This is a genomic window from Alteromonas sp. D210916BOD_24 (assembly GCF_047159385.1).
Lineage (GTDB): Bacteria > Pseudomonadota > Gammaproteobacteria > Enterobacterales > Alteromonadaceae > Alteromonas.
In genome coordinates this window covers 1,682,537-1,702,333 of the sequence record NZ_AP038333.1, presented here as the reverse complement: position 1 = coordinate 1,702,333, position 19,797 = coordinate 1,682,537, and the positions used below count along the sequence as shown (strand labels likewise).

The following is a 19,797-nucleotide window of genomic DNA, read 5'->3' as shown; positions in this document are numbered from 1 at the left end:
TACTTTATTGGTTCATCGGTTATTCGCCGATTTTCGCCCAGGTGTCGCGAAGACCAACGGTGCGATTAAAGATAGGCTTGTCGTCTGTACTATCTTTATCTACACAGAAATAGCCGGTACGCTCAAACTGCCATGCTCCAACTTCAGGGATATTGCGTGTTAAGTCAGCTTCTACCCAGCCCTGTTTTATCTCAAGTGAGTCTGCGTTAATTGCATCTGTAAAATTCTCTTGTGCAGCAGGATTAGGTACGTTAAACAGTCTATCGTATAAACGGAATTCAGCAGCTTGTGCAGTAGCAGCATCAACCCAATGAATAACGCCTTTAACCTTACGGCCATCACTTGGATCTTTACCTAACGTTTCTGGATCGTAAGTACAGTAAACTGTCGTCACATTACCTTGTTCATCTTTTTCAACGCGATTAGCTTTAACAACATACGCATTGCGAAGTCGAACTTCTTTGTCTAACACGAGGCGTTTAAACTTTTTATTAGCCGACTCTTTAAAGTCTTCCGCTTCGATATACACTTCGCGACTAAATCCAATCGAACGCGTGCCCATACTCTCGTCATTAGGATGATTCGGCGCCACTAATGTCTCTTTGTTACCTTCGTCATAATTTTCTATGACAAGTTTAATAGGATCGAGCACGGCCATCGCTCGTGGCGCATTATCGTTAAGATCTTCACGAATGCATGCCTCAAGCATGGACATCTCAACCATATTGTCCATTTTTGTTACGCCAATACGCTTACAAAATTCAACAATAGAACCCGGTGTATATCCACGTCGACGAAGCCCTGCAATAGTGGGCATACGTGGGTCGTCCCAACCACTTACATGATTTTCTTCGACCAATTGAATAAGACGGCGCTTACTCAACACGGTGTACTCAAGGTTTAAGCGCGAAAACTCATACTGACGCGGTGTGCAATCGATAGAAATATTATCTATTACCCAGTCGTACAAACGGCGGTTATCCTGAAATTCCAAGGTACACAGTGAGTGAGTAATACCCTCAATAGCGTCAGAAATACAATGCGTGAAATCGTACATCGGATAGACACACCATTTATCACCTGTTTGATGATGGTGTGCATGTTTTACGCGATAAATAACAGGGTCACGCATACACATAAACGGCGATGTCATATCAATTTTGGCCCGTAAACTACATTCCCCTTCTTTGTATTCACCCGCGGTCATTTTAGCAAACTCACGCTTATTGGTTTCTACATCGGTATCTCTGTACGGACTATTCTGACCGGGCGCTTTTAGCGTACCACGCATTTCCCGCATAACGTCTTGCGAAGAGAAATCGACATAAGCTAAGCCTTTGTCTATGAGTTCATTCGCATACGCATGTAATTGATCGAAGTAATTTGAAGAGTAACGCGCCTCTCCGTCCCAGCTGAACCCTAACCACTTCACATCTTCCTTTATGGAATTTACATAAGTGATGTCTTCTTTTGCCGGATTGGTGTCATCAAAACGCAGGTTACAGGTGCCTGTGTAATCCTGTGCAATGCCGAAGTTTAGGCAAATTGATTTTGCATGCCCGATATGTAAGAAACCGTTTGGTTCTGGTGGAAAACGGGTCTTTATAACGTCATGCAAGCCACTCGCTAAATCTTTGTCGATGATTTGACGGATAAAATTGGTCGGACGATGCTCAGTCTCGGCCATTCGCATGTTCCCCTTGTACGCTAATAATTCAAAAAAATTTCTGGAAGTATAACACTGACCTAATTAGAACAACCACGTTTTATTACCTGTTGCCTGACAAGTGGATGTTTTAACAGCTATCCTTGCCCTCTACATTTAGAAAATGTGGTGAAACACGGGGCTAAGTTTCAAAAAACATGTTTCTATAAAAAATTATGGTAATCTACAGTCTCGATGACCTTGCGGTATACCCGTAATTTACGCGGCACCATTGAATTAGAATAATATTGTCGTAGTAGCAGAACTTGGTATTTATGAAAGAAAAAGCAACCTCATTTGACATTGCCCACCTTGCCGGTGTGTCACAGTCAACGGTTTCCCGGGCACTTAATAACAGCCCTTTAGTTAATCTAGAAACCCGTGAAAGGGTTCAGCGAATAGCCCGTGAACTCAATTACAAAGTGGATAAAAACGCGAGTAATTTGAGAAAGCAAAAAAGCAGTACTATCGCGCTTTTGCTGTTTGAAGATCCTACCTCTGACGACTCTATGATCAACCCCTTCTTTTTAGCCATGTTGGGCAGCATAACACGCGCCTGTGCACAAGCTAACTACGATTTATTGGTCTCTTTTCAGAATTTAGAAGATGATTGGCATGCTGAATATGAAGACTCCAATAAAGCTGATGGCATTATTCTACTCGGCTACGGTGACTATACCGACTACCAGAATAAAGTAGCGCAACTTGAATCTCAAGGTACCCATTTTGTCCGTTGGGGAGCACCCGATGAAGCCCATCCAGGTGTCAGTATAGGGTGCGATAATTACCAAGGTGGACAAAAAATTACAGAGCACTTAATAGGGTTAGGTAAAAAGTCGTTTGCTTTTATCGGTGACAACGGTGATCACGCCCCCGAGTTTAAGGCTCGTTTTGACGGTTACATGAATACGCTTCAGCAATATCATCTGAATATGAACAGTGTGCAGCGAAATGCGATATCAACTGAAGATGCAGGCTTTGAAGCAATAAAATCCCTTTTACAAAGCAATGAATTACCCGAAGCAGTAGTGTGCGCTTCAGATCTTATCGCTATGGGCGTTTTACGGGCATTACGTCAAGCACATATCAGTGTACCCGACGATGTAACTGTTGTGGGATACGACAATATCGCCGTGTCAGCGTATACCACTCCTTCACTGACCACGGTTCAACAAAATACAAAATTGGCCGGTGAATTATTGGTCTCAACCTTGTTGAAAGCCATTAACAACGAAGAGGTTCAGGACTTTCTCATGCCTGCTGATATTATTGTTCGCCAATCGTGTGGTAGTGAATAACTGCCACAAAACTTCAGGCTTTACCATTAACTAGTCTAAAAAACACTCTGTTTTCAACGTGATGTTTAAGGCTTCTAGATATGTAAACAATGACGTACCCAATAGTGTTCTAAGTGGTAGATGGTATAAGCAAAAAGAGTGTGAGTGAAAAGAAAGAGAGTGGCGCCTCTAAAAGCTCTAGGGCGCCATATTAGATTTATTGTCTGGTGACTTGATGTTTCACCGCTTGCAGAAGCGCGTTGTTATCAATCGCCCCCTCGTGAACCCATACTTGTACGCCATTTGCGCCCACATCTGTTACAAGCGCACCGTTTTCATCAAGGTACTGTTTTTCACCGGTCAGTTGTTCAACCCAATGTCCCTTTTGCATGTATTGTGAAACATTGAACTGGGTTTCGCTATTCCCTTTATTAAGTAGAACCAAGGCGGTTTGTTGTTCTTGTGGCGTTTGCAACACGCGTAAAAACGCCGCCTTATGACCGGCAAGTTCAATATTGACCTGTACTCCTCGTTGCAAGGCTGGTGTATTTTTCCTTACGTTGGCAATGTTACTTAGCGATTGCTGAATTGGATGTGACGTCGCTTGACCAATACGCGCCTGCCCCACATAGTTGCGGTTCCCCGCATGCTCGGCAGTGCCCCTCATGTAACCTATTTCGGAGCCCATATACACAACAGGTATTCCCCTTACAGTAAAGAGCCAGTTATGCGCATTAATAAAGCCATTGTCTGTTGCATTCATACGCGGCATGTCATGGTTGTCGTAAAACGTGGTGAGCTCATACGGGTTGTGATAAGGACCGTGTGTTAAATGCAAGACGCCCGCTAAATCTTTGAAATCACTTTCTAGTGGTTTTTCAAAAACATTTACCATTGCCTTTTGCATTGGAAAATCTAATACACTTACGCCACCATTTTTAGGTAAAGTGTGCTGGGCAATATTATTGGCTTCATAGTCAAAACTTTCCCCAAACATAAAGAAATCTGGATAGTGCGCACGTACTCTATCGGCGGTTTCACGCCAGAAGGCATGCGGAACATGGCGAATAGTATCTATTCTGAATGCGTCAGCACCCTGCGTTATCCAGTATAAATAGCTATTTATTAGATAATCACGTACTGCTGGGTTTTCGTCATTTAAATTAGAGAGTTTGACCAAGTCAGGGTAATTGTGGAAAAAGCTATGCAGTGGATTATTTTCGATATCTAGTGCTTCTGGTGCTAGATTTTGATGATCGGCGACTAATTTACCATCAGCATCATATAACTCGCCATAACCGGGTAAATCGTAGTCCATGGTAAAACTTGGGCTGCCATGGTTGGCGACGATATCAAAAACAGATTTCAAACCATATTTTTCACGCATTGCTGAGGTATACTCTTTCACCCCCAGATCCTGGCTAATCAGGTGCTCATCGGCTTTATAAAAGTTAGTTGCCCAGTAACCGTGATATCCGGTTTTACCGCCGTCTTTAAACGCACCACCGTATGTAATTGGTTCATCACCATTAAAAGCATAATCGGGGTTGTCCACAACGGGTGTTAACCAAACTGCAGTAAATCCCATATCAGCGATATAAGCACCGTTATTTAAAATCCCTTTTAAATCGCCGCCCATATAACCTACATAGGCTGTTTTGCCTTCAGGTCCCGCCAGAGGAAGTTGCCATGTAGGGTGTTCCCCGCCCTGAGTTTCATAATTGTTGTTTGGATCACCATCTACAAAGCGATCGGTCATAACAAAGTAAACAGCCTCACTGGCAAACGGGTGTGTAGTGCCTGCTATCATCAGCGCTTCGTTGTTTTCAGTACCTTTTGTAAACAGCTCTTTGCCATCCTGTCCAATAGTCGTGCAACCACTCGATAACGCACAAGCGGTAAGTATGGCAATCGTTGTCGGTTTCAAAAACATGGATTATTCCCCTTTAACCGTAGCGTGTTCATGTGTATCAGACTCTTTTACAAAGAACACCGCTAATGCGCCAATAAGCATGGAAATACCCGCAACCACAATAATGTATTTAGCATCGTTATCAAACACGCTACTTAATATCCAGCCTGCAGTAAGGCCTGATACAATCTGTGGAGCGGCAACAGTAAAATTAAAAATTCCCATGTATACGCCAGTCTTATTAGCAGGTAGTGCACCAGCTAACATAGCGTAAGGCATTGCAAGAATTGCAGCCCAGGCGATGCCAACACCAACCATCGGAATAAGTAATTTAACGGCACCTAATGGCACAGTCACTTCAGTTATCAGCAAGTTTACATTGACCATGGTCAAATCTTGGAATAACAAGAAGCTGACGTAACTCAACCCGCCTAACGCCAATGCACCTGCATAGACAATTTTACGCCCGAACTGATCGGCAAGACGAGCTAGGAAAACTGAAAAAATTGCAGCAAATACTGAGTATGCCGCAAACAATATTCCTACCCAATCGCCAGCAGCGCCTTTAGCCATAGTGATACTTTCAGGTACCATTGGCGCTGCTGCAATAAATGCAGGGTCAAACCACTGTTTATCCACATTCCAAATATGCTGAGTAATGGCAGGTGTGGTGTACACCCACATAATAAATAAGGCAAACCAAGAGAAAAACTGAACAACAGCCAATTGTTTCATCGTTTTGGGCATGTTTTTTACAAGCCTGAAAAATTCTGCAAGTCGCGTCATCAATGGCGCTTTGGTCTGGCTGTTTTCTGTAACGGTTTCTTCTTTAAGCCCTTTATAACGATTATAGTCTTGTGGTGCGTATTCTTTCGTTCGAATGACAGTCCAAATTACCGTGCCTAATAACACAGTAGCGCCAATATAAAATGCCCACATAACTGACGGTGCTACCTCACCCATTTGTGCCGTGTTTTCTAACCCAATGACATTGGTTAATACAAAAGGAAGTATTGATCCAATAACCGCCCCAATGTTAATGAGCAGTGATTGAATAGAGTAACCCACATTGCGCTGTGACGGAGGCACCATATCTGAAACTAGTGAGCGAAACGGCTGGAAGCAGACATTAAATGAAGCATCCATAAGCGCCACCATCAATGCTCCCATTATCATAGGCGCAAGAAAAGCAACGAAAATGGGGGCATTAGGTAGTAAAATCATACCCACCACTGCTGCAATAGCACCGGCTAATATAAATGGGCGGCGACGGCCGAGTCTGTTCCAGGTTCTATCTGATGCTGAACCAACAATAGGCTGAACAATAAGCCCCATGACCGGTGCAACTAGCCAAAATAATGAAAGCGAGTGTAAGTCAGCGCCAAGGTCAGAAAGTATACGACTCACATTGGCATTTTGCAGTGCGAAGCCAAATTGTACTCCCAGAAAGCCAAAGCTCACATTCCATATTTGCCAAAATGACAGGCGCGGTTGAGTTGTTTGCATAGTTTACTCTAGTTATTGTTGTTATCTTAAAATTTCGGTTACTGTACGACAAATACCGTTGCTGACATGGCTGGTAATGACAATGTATCGTCAATTTCAAACCCAGCACCATCGCTCACACGGGTAACTTTGTGGTATTGGCCAAGCAAGGCTTCATATTGCTTAAGTGAAAGGTCTTGCTCCGCTTTATTTAATACCACCATCAACATGCCCTCTTCCGGCGTATCTGACACTCTAAAATAGGTATAAACTCCATTTACAGGTGCGTAGTGCTTTAAGTCACCATGAAAAAAGTTAGGGTGTTGTTTGCGCAGCTTGAGTAATGTTTTGACTCGGTTTTGCGCCCAGGACTCTTTCTTATTCAAGCCTTCGCCAGTAAAGTAGTTCTTTCCACTTTGTGCTGGCCATCCATCAGCAAAATCAGACCTGATAATACCGTGATCTGTACTGTTTGGGTTATCCATTAACACTTCTGTGCCGTAAAAAACCTGCGGAATACCGCGCGTGGTCAAAATTAATGTGATGGCCATATTCCACTTGTCGATATCGCCATTCACTTGGGTTAACAATCGACTCATATCGTGATTATCAGCAAAAACGACCAAATTATTAGGGTCTGCATAGAGAAAATCAGTAGCGAGAATTTCATAAATGGATAAAAACCCACCATTCCAGCTTTCATCACTGTTCAGTCCTTTGATAAGCGCACTTTGTAACGGAAAATCCATTACCGACGGTAACGCACTTATATAATTGTCATGTCGTTGACTGCCCGCTTGCCAATACGCAGTAATTGCAGGGTTCACAGACCATTCTTCGCCAACAATATTGAAATTAGGGTACTCTTCCATTACCCGCTGAGTCCACTGACTGAGAAAAGCCTTATCAGAATAAGAGTAAGTGTCTACCCTTATGCCACTCAGATCTGCATATTCAACCCACCACAACGCGTTTTGTATAAGGTAGGTGGCTAAGTGTGGATTGCGTTGATTTAAATCAGGCATTGTAGGCACAAACCAACCATCGCTAAAACCACGCTTATCACTGTCTACAGCATGGGGATCGTGTAAAGATTCTCTTCTGTGTGTAGTGCCAACAAAGTTGCCATTATGGTTTACCCAATCCTTTGCGGGTAAATCTTCCATCCAAGGGTGATTGCTGCCTATATGGTTCAATACCATATCCATGATAATACCAATGCCCTTTTCACCCGCTTTTTCGCTTAACGCTAAAAACTGATCATTACTGCCAAATCTTGGATCAATTTTATAATAATCGGTGGTCGAATAGCCGTGATAGCTATACGTATCCATGGCATTTTCTAATAGGGGCATAGTCCAAATCTGACTAAAGCCCATCTCTTCAACATACGACAAGTGTTCGATAATACCCGCAAGGTCACCACCGTGACGTCCGCCTTTATCTTTGGGATTATACGTATCGACATAACCTGTAACGGTGTCGTTACTGCTATCCCCGTTTGCAAAACGATCTGGCGTTATTAGATAAATAGCGTCATGTGAAGTAAACCCCTGGCGTTGGGCTGAATCAGTCTTACGTTTCAATAATGAGTAAGTTACGCTGGTATCTAGCCCATCACTATTAGAAATATGTAAAACGATATCCCCAGCTGTGGCATGTTGAGTATTTAATTTCACAAAAAGGTAATTATCACTATCGAGTGACGTTACTTTCTCGATTTCAACGCCGTTTGCTTCACTTTCGTCAATACGAACCTTACTGTGGGCAATGCCTTCGCCGTACAGCATAAGTTCAACGTGAGGCGATTTCATCCCTGCCCACCAATTGGGAGGTGACACGTCAATCTGGTTAGCTTGTATTAGCGGGGAACATAAAAAAGCGGTGGGTAGTATGACAAGTTTACTAAATGTAGTTCTGTACAGTCGATTGACTAAGGGCTTGAGAGTAATCACGGCGACCCCATGTTAAAATAACGTTAAGTGATAGTGTTACCGTGATACTACCTGTGTTGTAGAGGAAGACCAATGCACTGCATACGTATTCACAGTGCAATTGGCCTTAGTGTATAGCGATATTGAGGTCTTTTTAATCGACCCATATACTGTTAACTAGAAAGAAAATACTTTTGTTTGTAAGCCTTGTAGTCTTATAACGGCACTGTATGAATCTGCCTCTTTATTGAATGACGTACTTTCGTGATCCAATAAAGGAGAAAGCGATACGTGTTGGCCCACATCACCTAACACGTTTTCTGGTATGGTAAGCACGATGTTTTCTATCGCTTCTTCAGAAAAATTCGCTAGCACGACAAAACCGTGTCCGTCTTTCACTCGCGCAAATGCCATCTGTGACTCAGAATACGCCGAGTTATGAATAGCGAGATTTTCACTATGCAGGCTGACCAGTTCACCATTAATGGCTGGGTTAGACTTGGCAATAGCCATCACTTGCTCATAGAAGGCACGCAGCGCTAATTCGTCCTTTGTCGACTGCCCACCATCGAATTGTCCATTGTTCATAAATCGTTGATGTGCAGGTACCCCAGCATAATCAAAAATAGTAGTTCGCGTAGGGTCGCCAAACCCCATATCTTCGCTACCATCTTCTCCAACATCCTGTCCGAAATATAATAAGGTAGGTGACGCACTGATTAGTGCACTGACCGCAAGCGCCGGTTTACCCTTTAGAGCATTTCCGGCAAAGTCTGGACTAGCAATACGTTGTTCGTCGTGATTTTCTAAAAAATGCAGCATATGCGGTGCTATGTCTTTTATTTCCTGATGAATAGCAACCAGATCACTAACCTTACCATTCCCCTGCATAATGAGTTTTAACATGTCGTAAAAACCTACTTTGTCATACAGATAATCCATTTTTCCTAACTGGATATAATCGCGATACTTAGCCGGCTGATAAACTTCAGCCAACAAAAACGCATTTGGGTTCTTTGCCTTAATGCTGCTGTTGAGGAAAGACCAAAATTCTACCGGCACCATTTCAGCCATATCATAGCGAAAACCATCAACACCTTTGTCTAACCAGTAATGGGCGATATCTCTAAATTTATACCAGGAATCAGGTAAGTCCTTATCTTGCCAAAATGCATTGTGTTCAGCGTATGATTTAGTGGCATAGTCCTGGGGTAAAACAGGAAAATCATAAGAGCCATCAGGCTTCACACCATAATTTACTTTAACGGTTTCATACCAATCGTTAATATCAGGCTGTGCAGCACGGGCACCGTTTCCTGTCCATTTCGCAGGAGACTCTTGGAATTGGCCATCAGATAAAGGATGAGACTCCCCGCCCAGCACTTGATAATTTGCGGAGGAAGGCACTACAAAGTCTTCGCCTACGACATAATAAAAATTGTTGTGTTTGGCATAGACGACCGAGGTATCGTCATTTTCACCAAAGTCAGTTACGCCCTCTGGCGCTGAAAGTGACGTGTAATCGCGCGCTACGTGATTAGGCACTATGTCAATAATCACCTGTAAACCCGCTTCATGTGTTCGTTTCACTAGGGCTTCAAACTCTTCTAAACGCTTTGCAGGGTCTGTTGCCAAATCTGGATTAACATTGTAGTAGTCTTTCACCGCATAAGGTGAACCTGCACGACCTTTTACTACATCGGGATCATCAACACTGATACCAAATTCACTATAATCGGTAACCAGCGCATGGTGAGGGACGCCTGTATACCAAACATGACTAGTGCCTAAAGCTTTAATTGATGCAAGTGCCTGCTCAGTAAAATCAGTAAACTTACCTACACCGTTTTCTTCAAGCGTACCCCACGGTTTATTGGTAGTATTGGTATTACCATATAAGCGAGTAAACACTTGATAAACGACCGGTTTACCCTGTCTTTCATCCACAGCTATTTGGCTGTTTTGTGTTGCCGCAATATGGCGCTGTGTGGTTTCTTCATTATTCATAGTAGTTGGCTCTGTACATGCCATCAAACCTAAAGAAAACATGGAAAGAATTACGGGTTTAAATGAAGGAGTAGCCTTTAATGTCAACATGTAAATACTGTGGTCTATTATAGATACTGACAGCATACGCGTTAACTCTATGTTAAAAAATATGCATACGTATTCAAGCATAAAAAAGCCACCTCGAATTGAGGTGGCTTTACCCAGGGAGTTGGGTTTTTAGTTAAAACGTACCGTTATTCCAGCGTTAACACGACGGCCTAACAAGTCATAGAGAGGATCGAAAGTATAGCCTGGAGGCACCTTATTAAAGGCGTTCCGAATACCAACATACATATCAACATTTTCGCTATATGCGTACTCTACACTGAAGTCATGTGTCCAAATACTGCCCACGAAACCTGGGTCAGTATCTTCTGGAGAGCCACCACCTGGTGAGACATCAAACGTCGCTACACGGTCAATATAACGACCTGTATAGTTAAAGTTCCATTCATCGAGGCGATAATCAACAATAGTACGGAACTGGTACTCTGGGTCGCCAAGCTCACCTACTTCTACGTCGATTTCGTCTGGACGGTCTTGGAATTCAAACACTTCAAGCTCGTTTACTTTATTACCTTGGAAATTAATACGGATTTCGCCGGGCAAATCGAAATCAGTTAACTCAGTGGTATAGCGCACTTGGAACTCGATACCAGCAGTATTAATGGCTGATGCATTGATGAAGCCAGAACGAACTAAATCAATGTCAAAATCTTCTCCACGGTCTATTTGCGAGCAGAAACCAGTATCTGGCCCCCCCGTCGCATCAACACAGTTATCAGCAATATCTTGAGCTGTTACCTCTGTGATTGCATCTTGAATTTCAATATCGTAGAAATCAATGGTAACAGATAGATTTTCAACAAACTCAGGTGTCCATACTACACCCACAGTTCTTGATTCACTTGTTTCTGAAAACAGGTTAGGATTGCCGCCCGATAGAATTTGAATACTTACGTTATCGTTAGCTTCAAATCCTTCAGGAATACCCAACGCTGCACAGTTTGCGCGACGATCTGGATCGTCATCGATATTGTCCGCGTCACACGGGTCGCTTACACGAGCAAAACCAGGAGACAATGGAGAGAACGCCTCGTCAACATTTGGTGCACGTACTGCTTCACCTACTGTTCCGCGAATACGTAAGTCTTCTATAGGCGCCCACATAAAACCGACTTGCCACGCATCTGCACTACCCGCATGGGAATAGTCTGCTGCACGGTAAGCGGCGTCAATAGATAGTTCTTTGGCTAACGTTACATCAGCAAGTAAAGGAAGACGCACTTCTACAAAGAATTCTTCAACATCGTAACCGCCAAACGAATCAGGCGTAGCCGCATTAGTAAAGAAACCTTGTTTGGTAAATTCGTCAGTAGTAGTCACTACGTCTTCTTCACGGTATTCGTAACCCAATGCAATGCCAACTGGACCTCCAGGTAGTTCGAACCATTGCGTTGAATCAAAAGAAACAGTACCACCGTACATTTGTTGGGTAATTTCGTCTTCACGCTGAACATTACCTGATACGAAATCTACCGCTGCCTGACTGGCTTGGCCGAATCCAAACGGATTAAATGGAGCACAGTTTTGACCGTTAACAGCAGCAGGATCTTCATAGTCATCCCCTTGTAAGTCAGGCACTTGGCTTCGACATGCCGCTTCGCCTGTTGCGGGGTCGATTACTGAATCAAGTGCCGCAACAAAGTTAGTTGGTATCAAGTCGTTCAATGTACGACGTTTGTTAGATACTTCACCTCGGGTGTAATATAGGTCGTAGTCAAAATCGGTATCACCTAAAGTGAAGAAGCCTTGGAAGCCACCGACAAAGCGCCATAGTTTACGGTCATTCGATGCAGAACGGTTACCGATGTCGTCAAAAAACCGCGAGAAACCAACTACTGACTGACCTCCACTTAAAAGACGCGCACGTGTTGCATCGTCAAGATATGCATTGTCATTAACATTAATCGACACGTTACCGAAACGAAACGATGGTTGAAACTGCTGTTCGATTTGTTTGTCTACGTACTTAATATCGCCATAAAAACGAATGTTATCGGTAAGGTCATAGCGAAAAGTACTTGCCAGCGTTAACGTCTCTTGGTCTGGAACATAATTACGGTAGTCTTCACCAAAAAAAACCGTATCGTAACGCTGATCAAAGTTACCAAAAGCAAAACTATTGGTACCGTCTCGCGAAACCTGATCAATAGGCGAACCGTCTGGCGTAAAAGTAATGCGAGGACCACCTCCAAAGGGGTTGATTACACCAAAGCCGTTGATCATTTCAGAGCCCACATAACGACGACGTAAACGGTCAGGAATACCGTCATCTTCACCCGTGTTATCGGGGTTTACAATAGTCCCCCACGCCTCTGCTTGCTGTAGATCTGGCTCCATTACTTCGGCAATGTTGTTCATTTCAGCAAAGAACGTAACATTACCGCGTCCATCCGCAGTGCTTGCACCAACAAGTGCACTATAATTGTTAGTTCTGTAACCAACATCTTCAAGATCAGCTGAACCGTCGAAGTTGAGCTCTACACCTTCATAGTCATCGCGAAGAATTACGTTGATTACCCCTGATACCGCATCAGAACCATAGATTGCAGATGCACCACCGGTTATAACTTCAATACGATCAATCATTGCCGCGGGTATGGAGCCTGTATCAACCGCATTAGAGAATGGTGAGCCCGCTACGTGACGTTTACCGTTAACGAGCGTCAATGTACGGTTTTCACCTAACGAGCGAAGGTCAGGTGAACTTAAACCAGCGTTCGCATTGCTGTTATTATTACCAATAAGTGTTGAACCCGCCGCTATTGCCGGAAGCTCAGCAAGGATACTTCCTAAATCTGGCGTACCAAAACGCTGAATTTCTTCTGCACTGACTGAAACAATTGGAGCTGGAGTAGAAAGTTCGGCCCGTTTAATGCGTGAGCCTGTCACCTGAATTTTTTCTACTGCTTCTTCTTCTGCGTTGGTTGGCTCTTGTGCCATTACCGGAAATGCAAGAGAACCGACTAGACCGAACAGGGTGGCGTTTCGGACAGCCGTATTAACTAAGCTTTTTCTAAACATGTGGTTTCCCTTTTATTATTTTAGCTTACATATGTAAGCAATTTGAAAGATAAACCCATGTTTTCAGGCATTCAATCCCTTAACATATTTGTAATAAATGCATTGTAAATAATTTGTAAATATTAATTAAAGACAACCCTTAATTAATCTTGCTCACAAGCAATATTAGGAAATTGTAATTTATTTTGTAACAAAATGTAAAAAGAGATGAAAAACGTTGACTTATTACAAAAGTAATGAGAACAATTACCAGTCAATAAGCTACTTATTTGATATTTTGGTTTGGTTATTTTTATCACGGCTTTCTCTAATTAACGCATCACCGCGCAGGTAATCTGATTTTGCCAACCGGTCATACAATACTACATTTGCTGTTGCAGCCAGATTCATACATGAATAGGTAGGAATGTAGACTACGTGGTCACACCACGCTAAAACGTCAGTTGAGATACTGCCATCTTCTGGGCCAAACACGTAAAACGCGTTATCAGGGTGGTCAAAGTGCGGTAGCGGCGTAGCCCCTTCAACCAATTCAACGGCCACTACACTTGCATCACGTGGTACCACATCTTTTAAGTTTTCAACGCCAACTGTCGGGATAATTTTATGAAACGCTTTAGTATCAGCGTTAAACTCCTTTGCAAAACGATAGCGCTGCCCAGTATAAAAAACACTTGCCACTTGGTAACACCCTGCGGCTCTTAGTATTGCAGCAACATTGACGGGGTTCTTGGGGTTTAATAAACCAATAGAAACTTTCTGATTGTTCACTGAGACCTATGCTTGCTATGCACTAATTTTTCAATGTGCGGATCTTGCCACTTAATTCGATTTCAATCTACCGCGATTAAGGCATGAAAAACGCGTAATCAACCATTTGCCTTGACACGCTATCAAGCTGTTTATTGTACTAGCTCGCTTTTCTCACATTGTCCAACCCCTTGAGATAACGACGACTCATACGCTTGCCCATTGCATAACCTTTTATGAGCTTCTTTTTATCCATGGTTAGGCGTTTTACACAAAACCCCTCTTCTGGTGCAATAAGAGTAACTTTACAATCTTGAGGTGGATGATTAAGGAACGAAAGGGTTTCATTATACGTTTTTGCTCGTTGAAGTAGCGTATTGAGCAAAGCTGGCTGTTCTCCATACATTTTTTCCAGCAGCCATGTCGATTTAAGTTCTGGTTTAGTAAAGCCGTATGGCTGAGACAAAATAACGGTGATATCCCTTGCCCCCATCGCGTATGACTGCCTAACGGGAATGGCGTCTGCCACTCCACCATCTACGTAGCATTGTCCGTTAATTGAGGGTTGATCTCTAAACGCAGTAGGTAAAGCACATGAAGCGACCATTAAGTCATCAATGTTATCCGCTGTTGCTTTGATGTATTCACATTCTCCGCTACTTACGTTAGTCACTCCAACATACAGTGGTATGGTTGAGTTGTTTGTCGGGCAAGGAATATCCAGCGCTTTACGGGAATAGTGCCATAGCCAGTGGACATCTGTCATATGACCACCTTTTACAAAGCGCAGCGGACTAAAGAATTCTCGTTTGGTTGCATATTGGGTAATGATGGTTTTGCTGAGGCCGTGCATTTTGGATACATACGTCGATAAATTCGTCGCGCCGGCGGAAACGCCAATGGTAAAGTCAAAGTCGAAATAATTTTCTTCCATTAACTTATCAAGTGCACCGGCAGCAAATATACCCCGCATTGCGCCTCCTTCAACAACAAGTGCTTTTTTCATGACAAACTTCCTTATGATGTCGCTTATTACTCAATATCGACAAGCCATATACGGGCAAATTTCTCAGTCGATAGCTTGCTGACTAACAAACGTGTTTATGCCTCAACTACTATTTCTTGTATGTTTTCTTCAATTTCTGTTCCACTATTTTTAATTAAAATAATTTAAAAAAAAACGCGGCAATTGCCGCGTTTTTCATGGGTAATTAATCTCTACTTTTTACTTACCGTAAGCGATGGAGAATTACCGTCTGGGCCGACAACCATGAATTCATACAATCCCCCTTCGGTCACCTCTATCACTAAATTATTATTGCTGTTGCCAAGTTGTTTGGGCTGGCCTACTTCTACGACATTTGACGTGGCATCATTAGGGTTACCTAAATTAACGGTCGCCCAATCTCCAGAAGCCACTTTAAACTCTATCGTTCCGACTGAAAGCTCAACATCGGCCTGATAAATACCATCTCCTTGATAAGTAAACATATCTACCGTACCCCACCCGTTCATACCACCGCGTACATACACTTCGGTATTTCCCCAATAGGCCTCTTTAAATACGCCAATAGTAGGGGTATTTAAATCGTTCACATTAAACACGAAGACATAACGGGCTGCTTCTTCGATATTAAGAACAAGGTTATCATTTGTTCTTGCCAGCGCGAGTGTTTGTCCTGGTGCGATAGTTTTATCTAACTCGTCTGACGAAAGCGCACCGAAATTAATTGTGTTCCAATCCTCAGATGCTACTTTAAACTCGTAGGTGCCTGGCTCCATATCACGTGCAAACGTGTAAATTCGTCCACCTTGGTAGGTAAAGGCTTCATCCGTGCCCCATCCATTCATTGCACCACGAAGATACACTGGCGTACCAACATAGGGCTCTTCGTTCTCTATCTTAAGAATAGGCGCTTCACTGTCCGTTGCGTCAACAGTAAATAAATAGGTTGCGCTAATACTTGGTGTGAAAGACAGGTTGCTATTCGTGCGGGCTAACACTTTCTCTTCACCTAAGTGTACTTCACCACTGTCACCATCCGGAGCACCAAAATTAACGGTAGACCAGTCTTCAGAGGCAAATTTAAACCCGTAAGTCGAGTCGCCTTCGAGTGCTACTGCAACAGTATAAATACCACTACCTTGATAGCTGAATGCATCTTGTGTAGACCAGCCGTTCATATCACCGCGTAAATAGGCCGTTGTATCACCGTATGGCACGACATCGGGTGCACCAGCTGTTGCAAACGCTGACAGGCCGTAACCTTGTGCGCCTGATTGCGGTTTAACGAAAATAGCAATAGTTAACGCAGGTACTGTAAACGTGCCGTTTCCGTCTTCACCTTCACTAAAGTTAGCCCCACGTACTAATGCGTCGATAGAGTTCATTTGCGTGTTGTGTAACATAAAGCCGGTTGCGGTATTCACCGTAATGGATTTTTCTTCGTATCCGGTATTTACCAATACCATAACAGCGTCGTTCAATACATCTAGGTCAGAACGAACTTGATCACCGTTGGTAGATAGCCCATCATCAATGCTCATGGCAATTAAACCACGTTGTTGACGTGCACCTATGTTGTGGAAACCTATACGATCGATAATTTCATCACTGGTCGTTAATCTAAACAACGGACTAGACATGCGAATTGATAGCAATTCGGCAAACACATCCGACGCGAATATAATATCGTTCATTGTGGCTGCACGTTCTGGGTCATAAATAAATTCACCCATTTCTTCCCAACGTCCTTGATTGTCTTGCGCTAACGGCAGGCCCACATTCCAATTATTGGTTTCATAAGTAAAATCGACATAATTAAACCAGTCACCTGAGTCATAGGTATTTCTGTCCATGGATTTGGAGCGCAACATATCGCCGCCCATCTGGAGAAATGGAATACCTTGTGAAACCAGATTAATCCCCATTGCCACATTCTGTGCGCGAACGCGCTCGGCTAAGCTAATGTCATCTGGTAGAGTGTAGTTTAATTGATCCCAAAGTGTCTCATTATCGTGTTTGGACACGTAATTAATAATATCTGCTGGATCGTCGGCATAGCCACCTAAGTTACTGGTTGCACTGGCACTGCCTGAAGACGTTTCCAGAATATAGCCTTTTAAGGTACCCGCCATGCCCATTTTCACGCGATCTTGATCACTTAACAGTGCATCTGATTCAGGCGTAAAAATATTGCCTTGACGAATGGCTTCACGAATTCGGTCATTAAATGTGCCTATTTCGCTGCCCGCCATATTTAGCTGGCTAGCTTGTTCGTAACCGCGGTCAATCTTAGTCCACCCTTCTCCGTAGAAGTAATTATCTTCATCAAGTGTCTGAACCGCTTCGCGCAAACGAATCATGGTGTCTTTCGTCGCCTGACTCATAATATCGAAGCGGAATGCATCATATTTGTAGTGCTCAGTCCAAATTAGAAGCGAATCTTCCATGAATTTTTCCATCATGGTATTACGCGGTTCGGTATCGTCACAACAGGTTTCACGAACGATACTCCCGGTATCCAATTCATAGCGGTGATAATAGCCAGGCACAACTTTATCAAGCACAGATTTGGGGAATACACCCGATGCATTGGTATGGTTGTACACCACATCTAATGCTACGCGAAGACCCATTTCGTGTAATGCTTGGATCATGGCACGCATTTCAATAATACGTTCCACGCCTTCTGCATCAGACGCAAAGCTTCCCTCAGGTGCATTAAAATGGTGGGGATCGTACCCCCAATTAAAGGTATCGACATTGCGTAGGTCGTTTGTAAGCTGTTGTGCTTTTGCAGCCTGAGAAAGGGGATCGTACGAGTTATACACATCGATTAAAAGCGCACTGGCACTTTCCTCTTCACACACTGCCGCGTCACTGTTAAGGCGACATAGTTCGCCTACGGTATCGTATAAATCGATGGTATTTCGCGGATCTTCATCAATGGTTGCAATATCGTTTGCAGGCAACACATGGAAATAATTAAGCCCTGCATTAACCAGTTTTTTAAGGTGTTCAACTGGCGCCGTACCTGTTTCAGTAAAAGCAAGGTACTTACCTCTATTGGCTTCACTGGTCGACATATCCCTAACGCTGAAGTCACGAATATGGCCTTCATAAATAACCGCATCTTCAGGATTAACAATTTCTGGAATGTCATGACTGTCCCAACCATCGGGTTTTAGATCATCATCCGCCAGATTAATAAATCGTGAAAAACGACCATTGGTACTAAGCGATACCGAGTATGGGTCAGTCACTAACAGGGTTTCAATGTTACCGGTAAAGGGATGATAAACCGTAACTTCATATCGATAGAGTTGTCTATCTAAACTCATGTCGCCTTCAAAATGCCAAACGCCTGATGTTTCTTCACGGGTCATAGGGATGCGTTGGCTAAGCGTTTTGCTAGGCGTATAAATCAGTAATTCCACTTTACTCGCTGTCGGTGCCCAAAGTGCAGCGGTAATGCCGTTATCAGTGTAAATTCCCCCCAGTGCAGCTTCATCTGCGTCATTGTCTCCCTGGGTATAAACAGCATCTAGTACTTTGGCAAGCTGTATACCTGTAGCAACAACAAGGCTGCCTTGGGCATCATAACCCCCGACTACGGCTTGCGTGGTCAGGATAGTTTTTACGTCGTCAATCGACCAGTCACCTTGCCACGCTTGCATATTGCTTAAATGTGGCGCAAAAGCGATCTGCTCTTGTGTTAACGCTGAAGTACTCAACTGTACAGCAGTACCATTGATGCCGCTTTCAAGTGAACTTTCAAGGTCTGCCTGCGCTGAATAATGTAGCTTCACATCAGTTACTGTCTCAGGTACGTCCCACAAAATGGTATTAGCGTCCAACCAATGGGCACCAAAACCGTCTATGTCCACAGGCTGAGGGCCTAACGACAAGATGGGGAATTCAAAAACGGTGGGTTCACCAGACAGGGTAAAATTCATGCGGGTGAAAGTGGCATCGTCCTGGATAAGCGATCCTTTAAAATCACTGCCCCCCATTTCTTTACCGGCATCATCTGTGCCCTTGTGAATAATAAAGTTATGACAATTGCCATATCCTTCTTTTAAATTGAGTACCCAATAGGCGCCGTAATTAGGATCTATTCCCGAGTGAATTCGTCCATTAGCCCAGTCTGTATCTGAATCAGCGTATGCATCACAGGTATCGTTATTCCATGTGTGTAGCCGCCAACCTTCATAGGCTGGATCATTACTCGAATTGTCTGCATCAACCGATGCGCGGTTGTAATAGAGTACTGCCTGATTAGCAGACGGTGTAAAAACTGGCGCTGGTAGTGTGGGATCGGCGCCTACTACACAAGCGTCATTTGTTTCGTTGGGTACCGTTGGCGGATCACATTGAATTGGCGGCGGTGGGACACATGCCGTGCCTGCTTCATTAGGGACATTCGGTACGTCGCAGGTTAATAATTGATTGGTTCCCGACTCCACGCCCGAACCGCCACATCCCGCTAGGGTTAAACCGCCTACTACGAGAAAGGCAGCCTGCCATACTCTCACTTTAGTAAACATAAATTTCTCCTGAAAAAAACCACTTTTCCCGGCATTAGCCGCACTACA

Annotated in this window: 10 protein-coding genes; 1 reads left to right on the top strand and 9 read right to left on the bottom strand. The window is 43.5% G+C overall.

What is annotated here, in order from left to right:
• Positions 1-19: 19 nt before the first annotated feature.
• On the bottom strand, positions 20-1,687 hold the full coding sequence (glnS, locus tag ACMCM8_RS07330; RefSeq protein ID WP_412726942.1) for a glutamine--tRNA ligase: 1,668 nt from the start codon (positions 1,685-1,687) through the stop codon (positions 20-22).
• A gap of 293 nt (positions 1,688-1,980) precedes the next feature.
• Between glnS and ACMCM8_RS07325 the strand changes: the two genes are divergently transcribed.
• On the top strand, positions 1,981-3,003 hold the full coding sequence (locus tag ACMCM8_RS07325) for a LacI family DNA-binding transcriptional regulator (RefSeq protein WP_412726940.1): 1,023 nt from the start codon (positions 1,981-1,983) through the stop codon (positions 3,001-3,003).
• Positions 3,004-3,199: 196 nt separating this feature from the next.
• Here the strand turns inward: ACMCM8_RS07325 and ACMCM8_RS07320 are convergent, their stop codons facing one another.
• The 8 genes from ACMCM8_RS07320 to ACMCM8_RS07285 form a co-directional block, all read right to left on the bottom strand.
• Complete coding sequence (locus tag ACMCM8_RS07320) at positions 3,200-4,915, bottom strand: alpha-amylase family glycosyl hydrolase (RefSeq protein ID WP_412726938.1); 1,716 nt, start codon at positions 4,913-4,915, stop codon at positions 3,200-3,202.
• A 3-nt stretch (positions 4,916-4,918) separates the two neighbouring features.
• The gene (locus ACMCM8_RS07315; protein WP_412726936.1) at positions 4,919-6,400 is read right to left on the bottom strand and encodes an MFS transporter; all 1,482 of its coding nucleotides are present in this window, start codon (positions 6,398-6,400) and stop codon (positions 4,919-4,921) included.
• Between the two features lie 38 nt (positions 6,401-6,438).
• Entirely contained in the window at positions 6,439-8,274 is a 1,836-nt protein-coding gene (locus tag ACMCM8_RS07310) for a glycoside hydrolase family 13 protein (protein ID WP_412727646.1), read from the bottom strand.
• Positions 8,275-8,490: 216 nt separating this feature from the next.
• On the bottom strand, positions 8,491-10,410 hold the full coding sequence (locus ACMCM8_RS07305; protein ID WP_412726934.1) for an alpha-amylase family protein: 1,920 nt from the start codon (positions 10,408-10,410) through the stop codon (positions 8,491-8,493).
• Positions 10,411-10,539: 129 nt separating this feature from the next.
• The gene (locus ACMCM8_RS07300; protein ID WP_412726932.1) at positions 10,540-13,449 is read right to left on the bottom strand and encodes a TonB-dependent receptor plug domain-containing protein; all 2,910 of its coding nucleotides are present in this window, start codon (positions 13,447-13,449) and stop codon (positions 10,540-10,542) included.
• A gap of 261 nt (positions 13,450-13,710) precedes the next feature.
• The gene (locus ACMCM8_RS07295; protein WP_412726930.1) at positions 13,711-14,220 is read right to left on the bottom strand and encodes an RNA methyltransferase; all 510 of its coding nucleotides are present in this window, start codon (positions 14,218-14,220) and stop codon (positions 13,711-13,713) included.
• Between the two features lie 139 nt (positions 14,221-14,359).
• The gene (locus tag ACMCM8_RS07290) at positions 14,360-15,205 is read right to left on the bottom strand and encodes a patatin-like phospholipase family protein (protein WP_412726928.1); all 846 of its coding nucleotides are present in this window, start codon (positions 15,203-15,205) and stop codon (positions 14,360-14,362) included.
• 212 nt (positions 15,206-15,417) lie between these two features.
• Complete coding sequence (locus ACMCM8_RS07285; RefSeq protein WP_412726926.1) at positions 15,418-19,749, bottom strand: alpha-1,6-glucosidase domain-containing protein; 4,332 nt, start codon at positions 19,747-19,749, stop codon at positions 15,418-15,420.
• Positions 19,750-19,797: the final 48 nt, after the last annotated feature.

Coding starts and splice junctions, on each gene's coding strand:
- ACMCM8_RS07285 (WP_412726926.1), bottom strand. CDS start 19,749: ATGTTTACTAAAGTGAGAGTATGGCAGGCTGCCTTTCTCGTAGTAGGC.
- ACMCM8_RS07315 (WP_412726936.1), bottom strand. CDS start 6,400: ATGCAAACAACTCAACCGCGCCTGTCATTTTGGCAAATATGGAATGTG.
- glnS (WP_412726942.1), bottom strand. CDS start 1,687: ATGGCCGAGACTGAGCATCGTCCGACCAATTTTATCCGTCAAATCATC.
- ACMCM8_RS07320 (WP_412726938.1), bottom strand. CDS start 4,915: ATGTTTTTGAAACCGACAACGATTGCCATACTTACCGCTTGTGCGTTA.
- ACMCM8_RS07290 (WP_412726928.1), bottom strand. CDS start 15,205: ATGAAAAAAGCACTTGTTGTTGAAGGAGGCGCAATGCGGGGTATATTT.
- ACMCM8_RS07305 (WP_412726934.1), bottom strand. CDS start 10,410: ATGTTGACATTAAAGGCTACTCCTTCATTTAAACCCGTAATTCTTTCC.
- ACMCM8_RS07325 (WP_412726940.1), top strand. CDS start 1,981: ATGAAAGAAAAAGCAACCTCATTTGACATTGCCCACCTTGCCGGTGTG.
- ACMCM8_RS07300 (WP_412726932.1), bottom strand. CDS start 13,449: ATGTTTAGAAAAAGCTTAGTTAATACGGCTGTCCGAAACGCCACCCTG.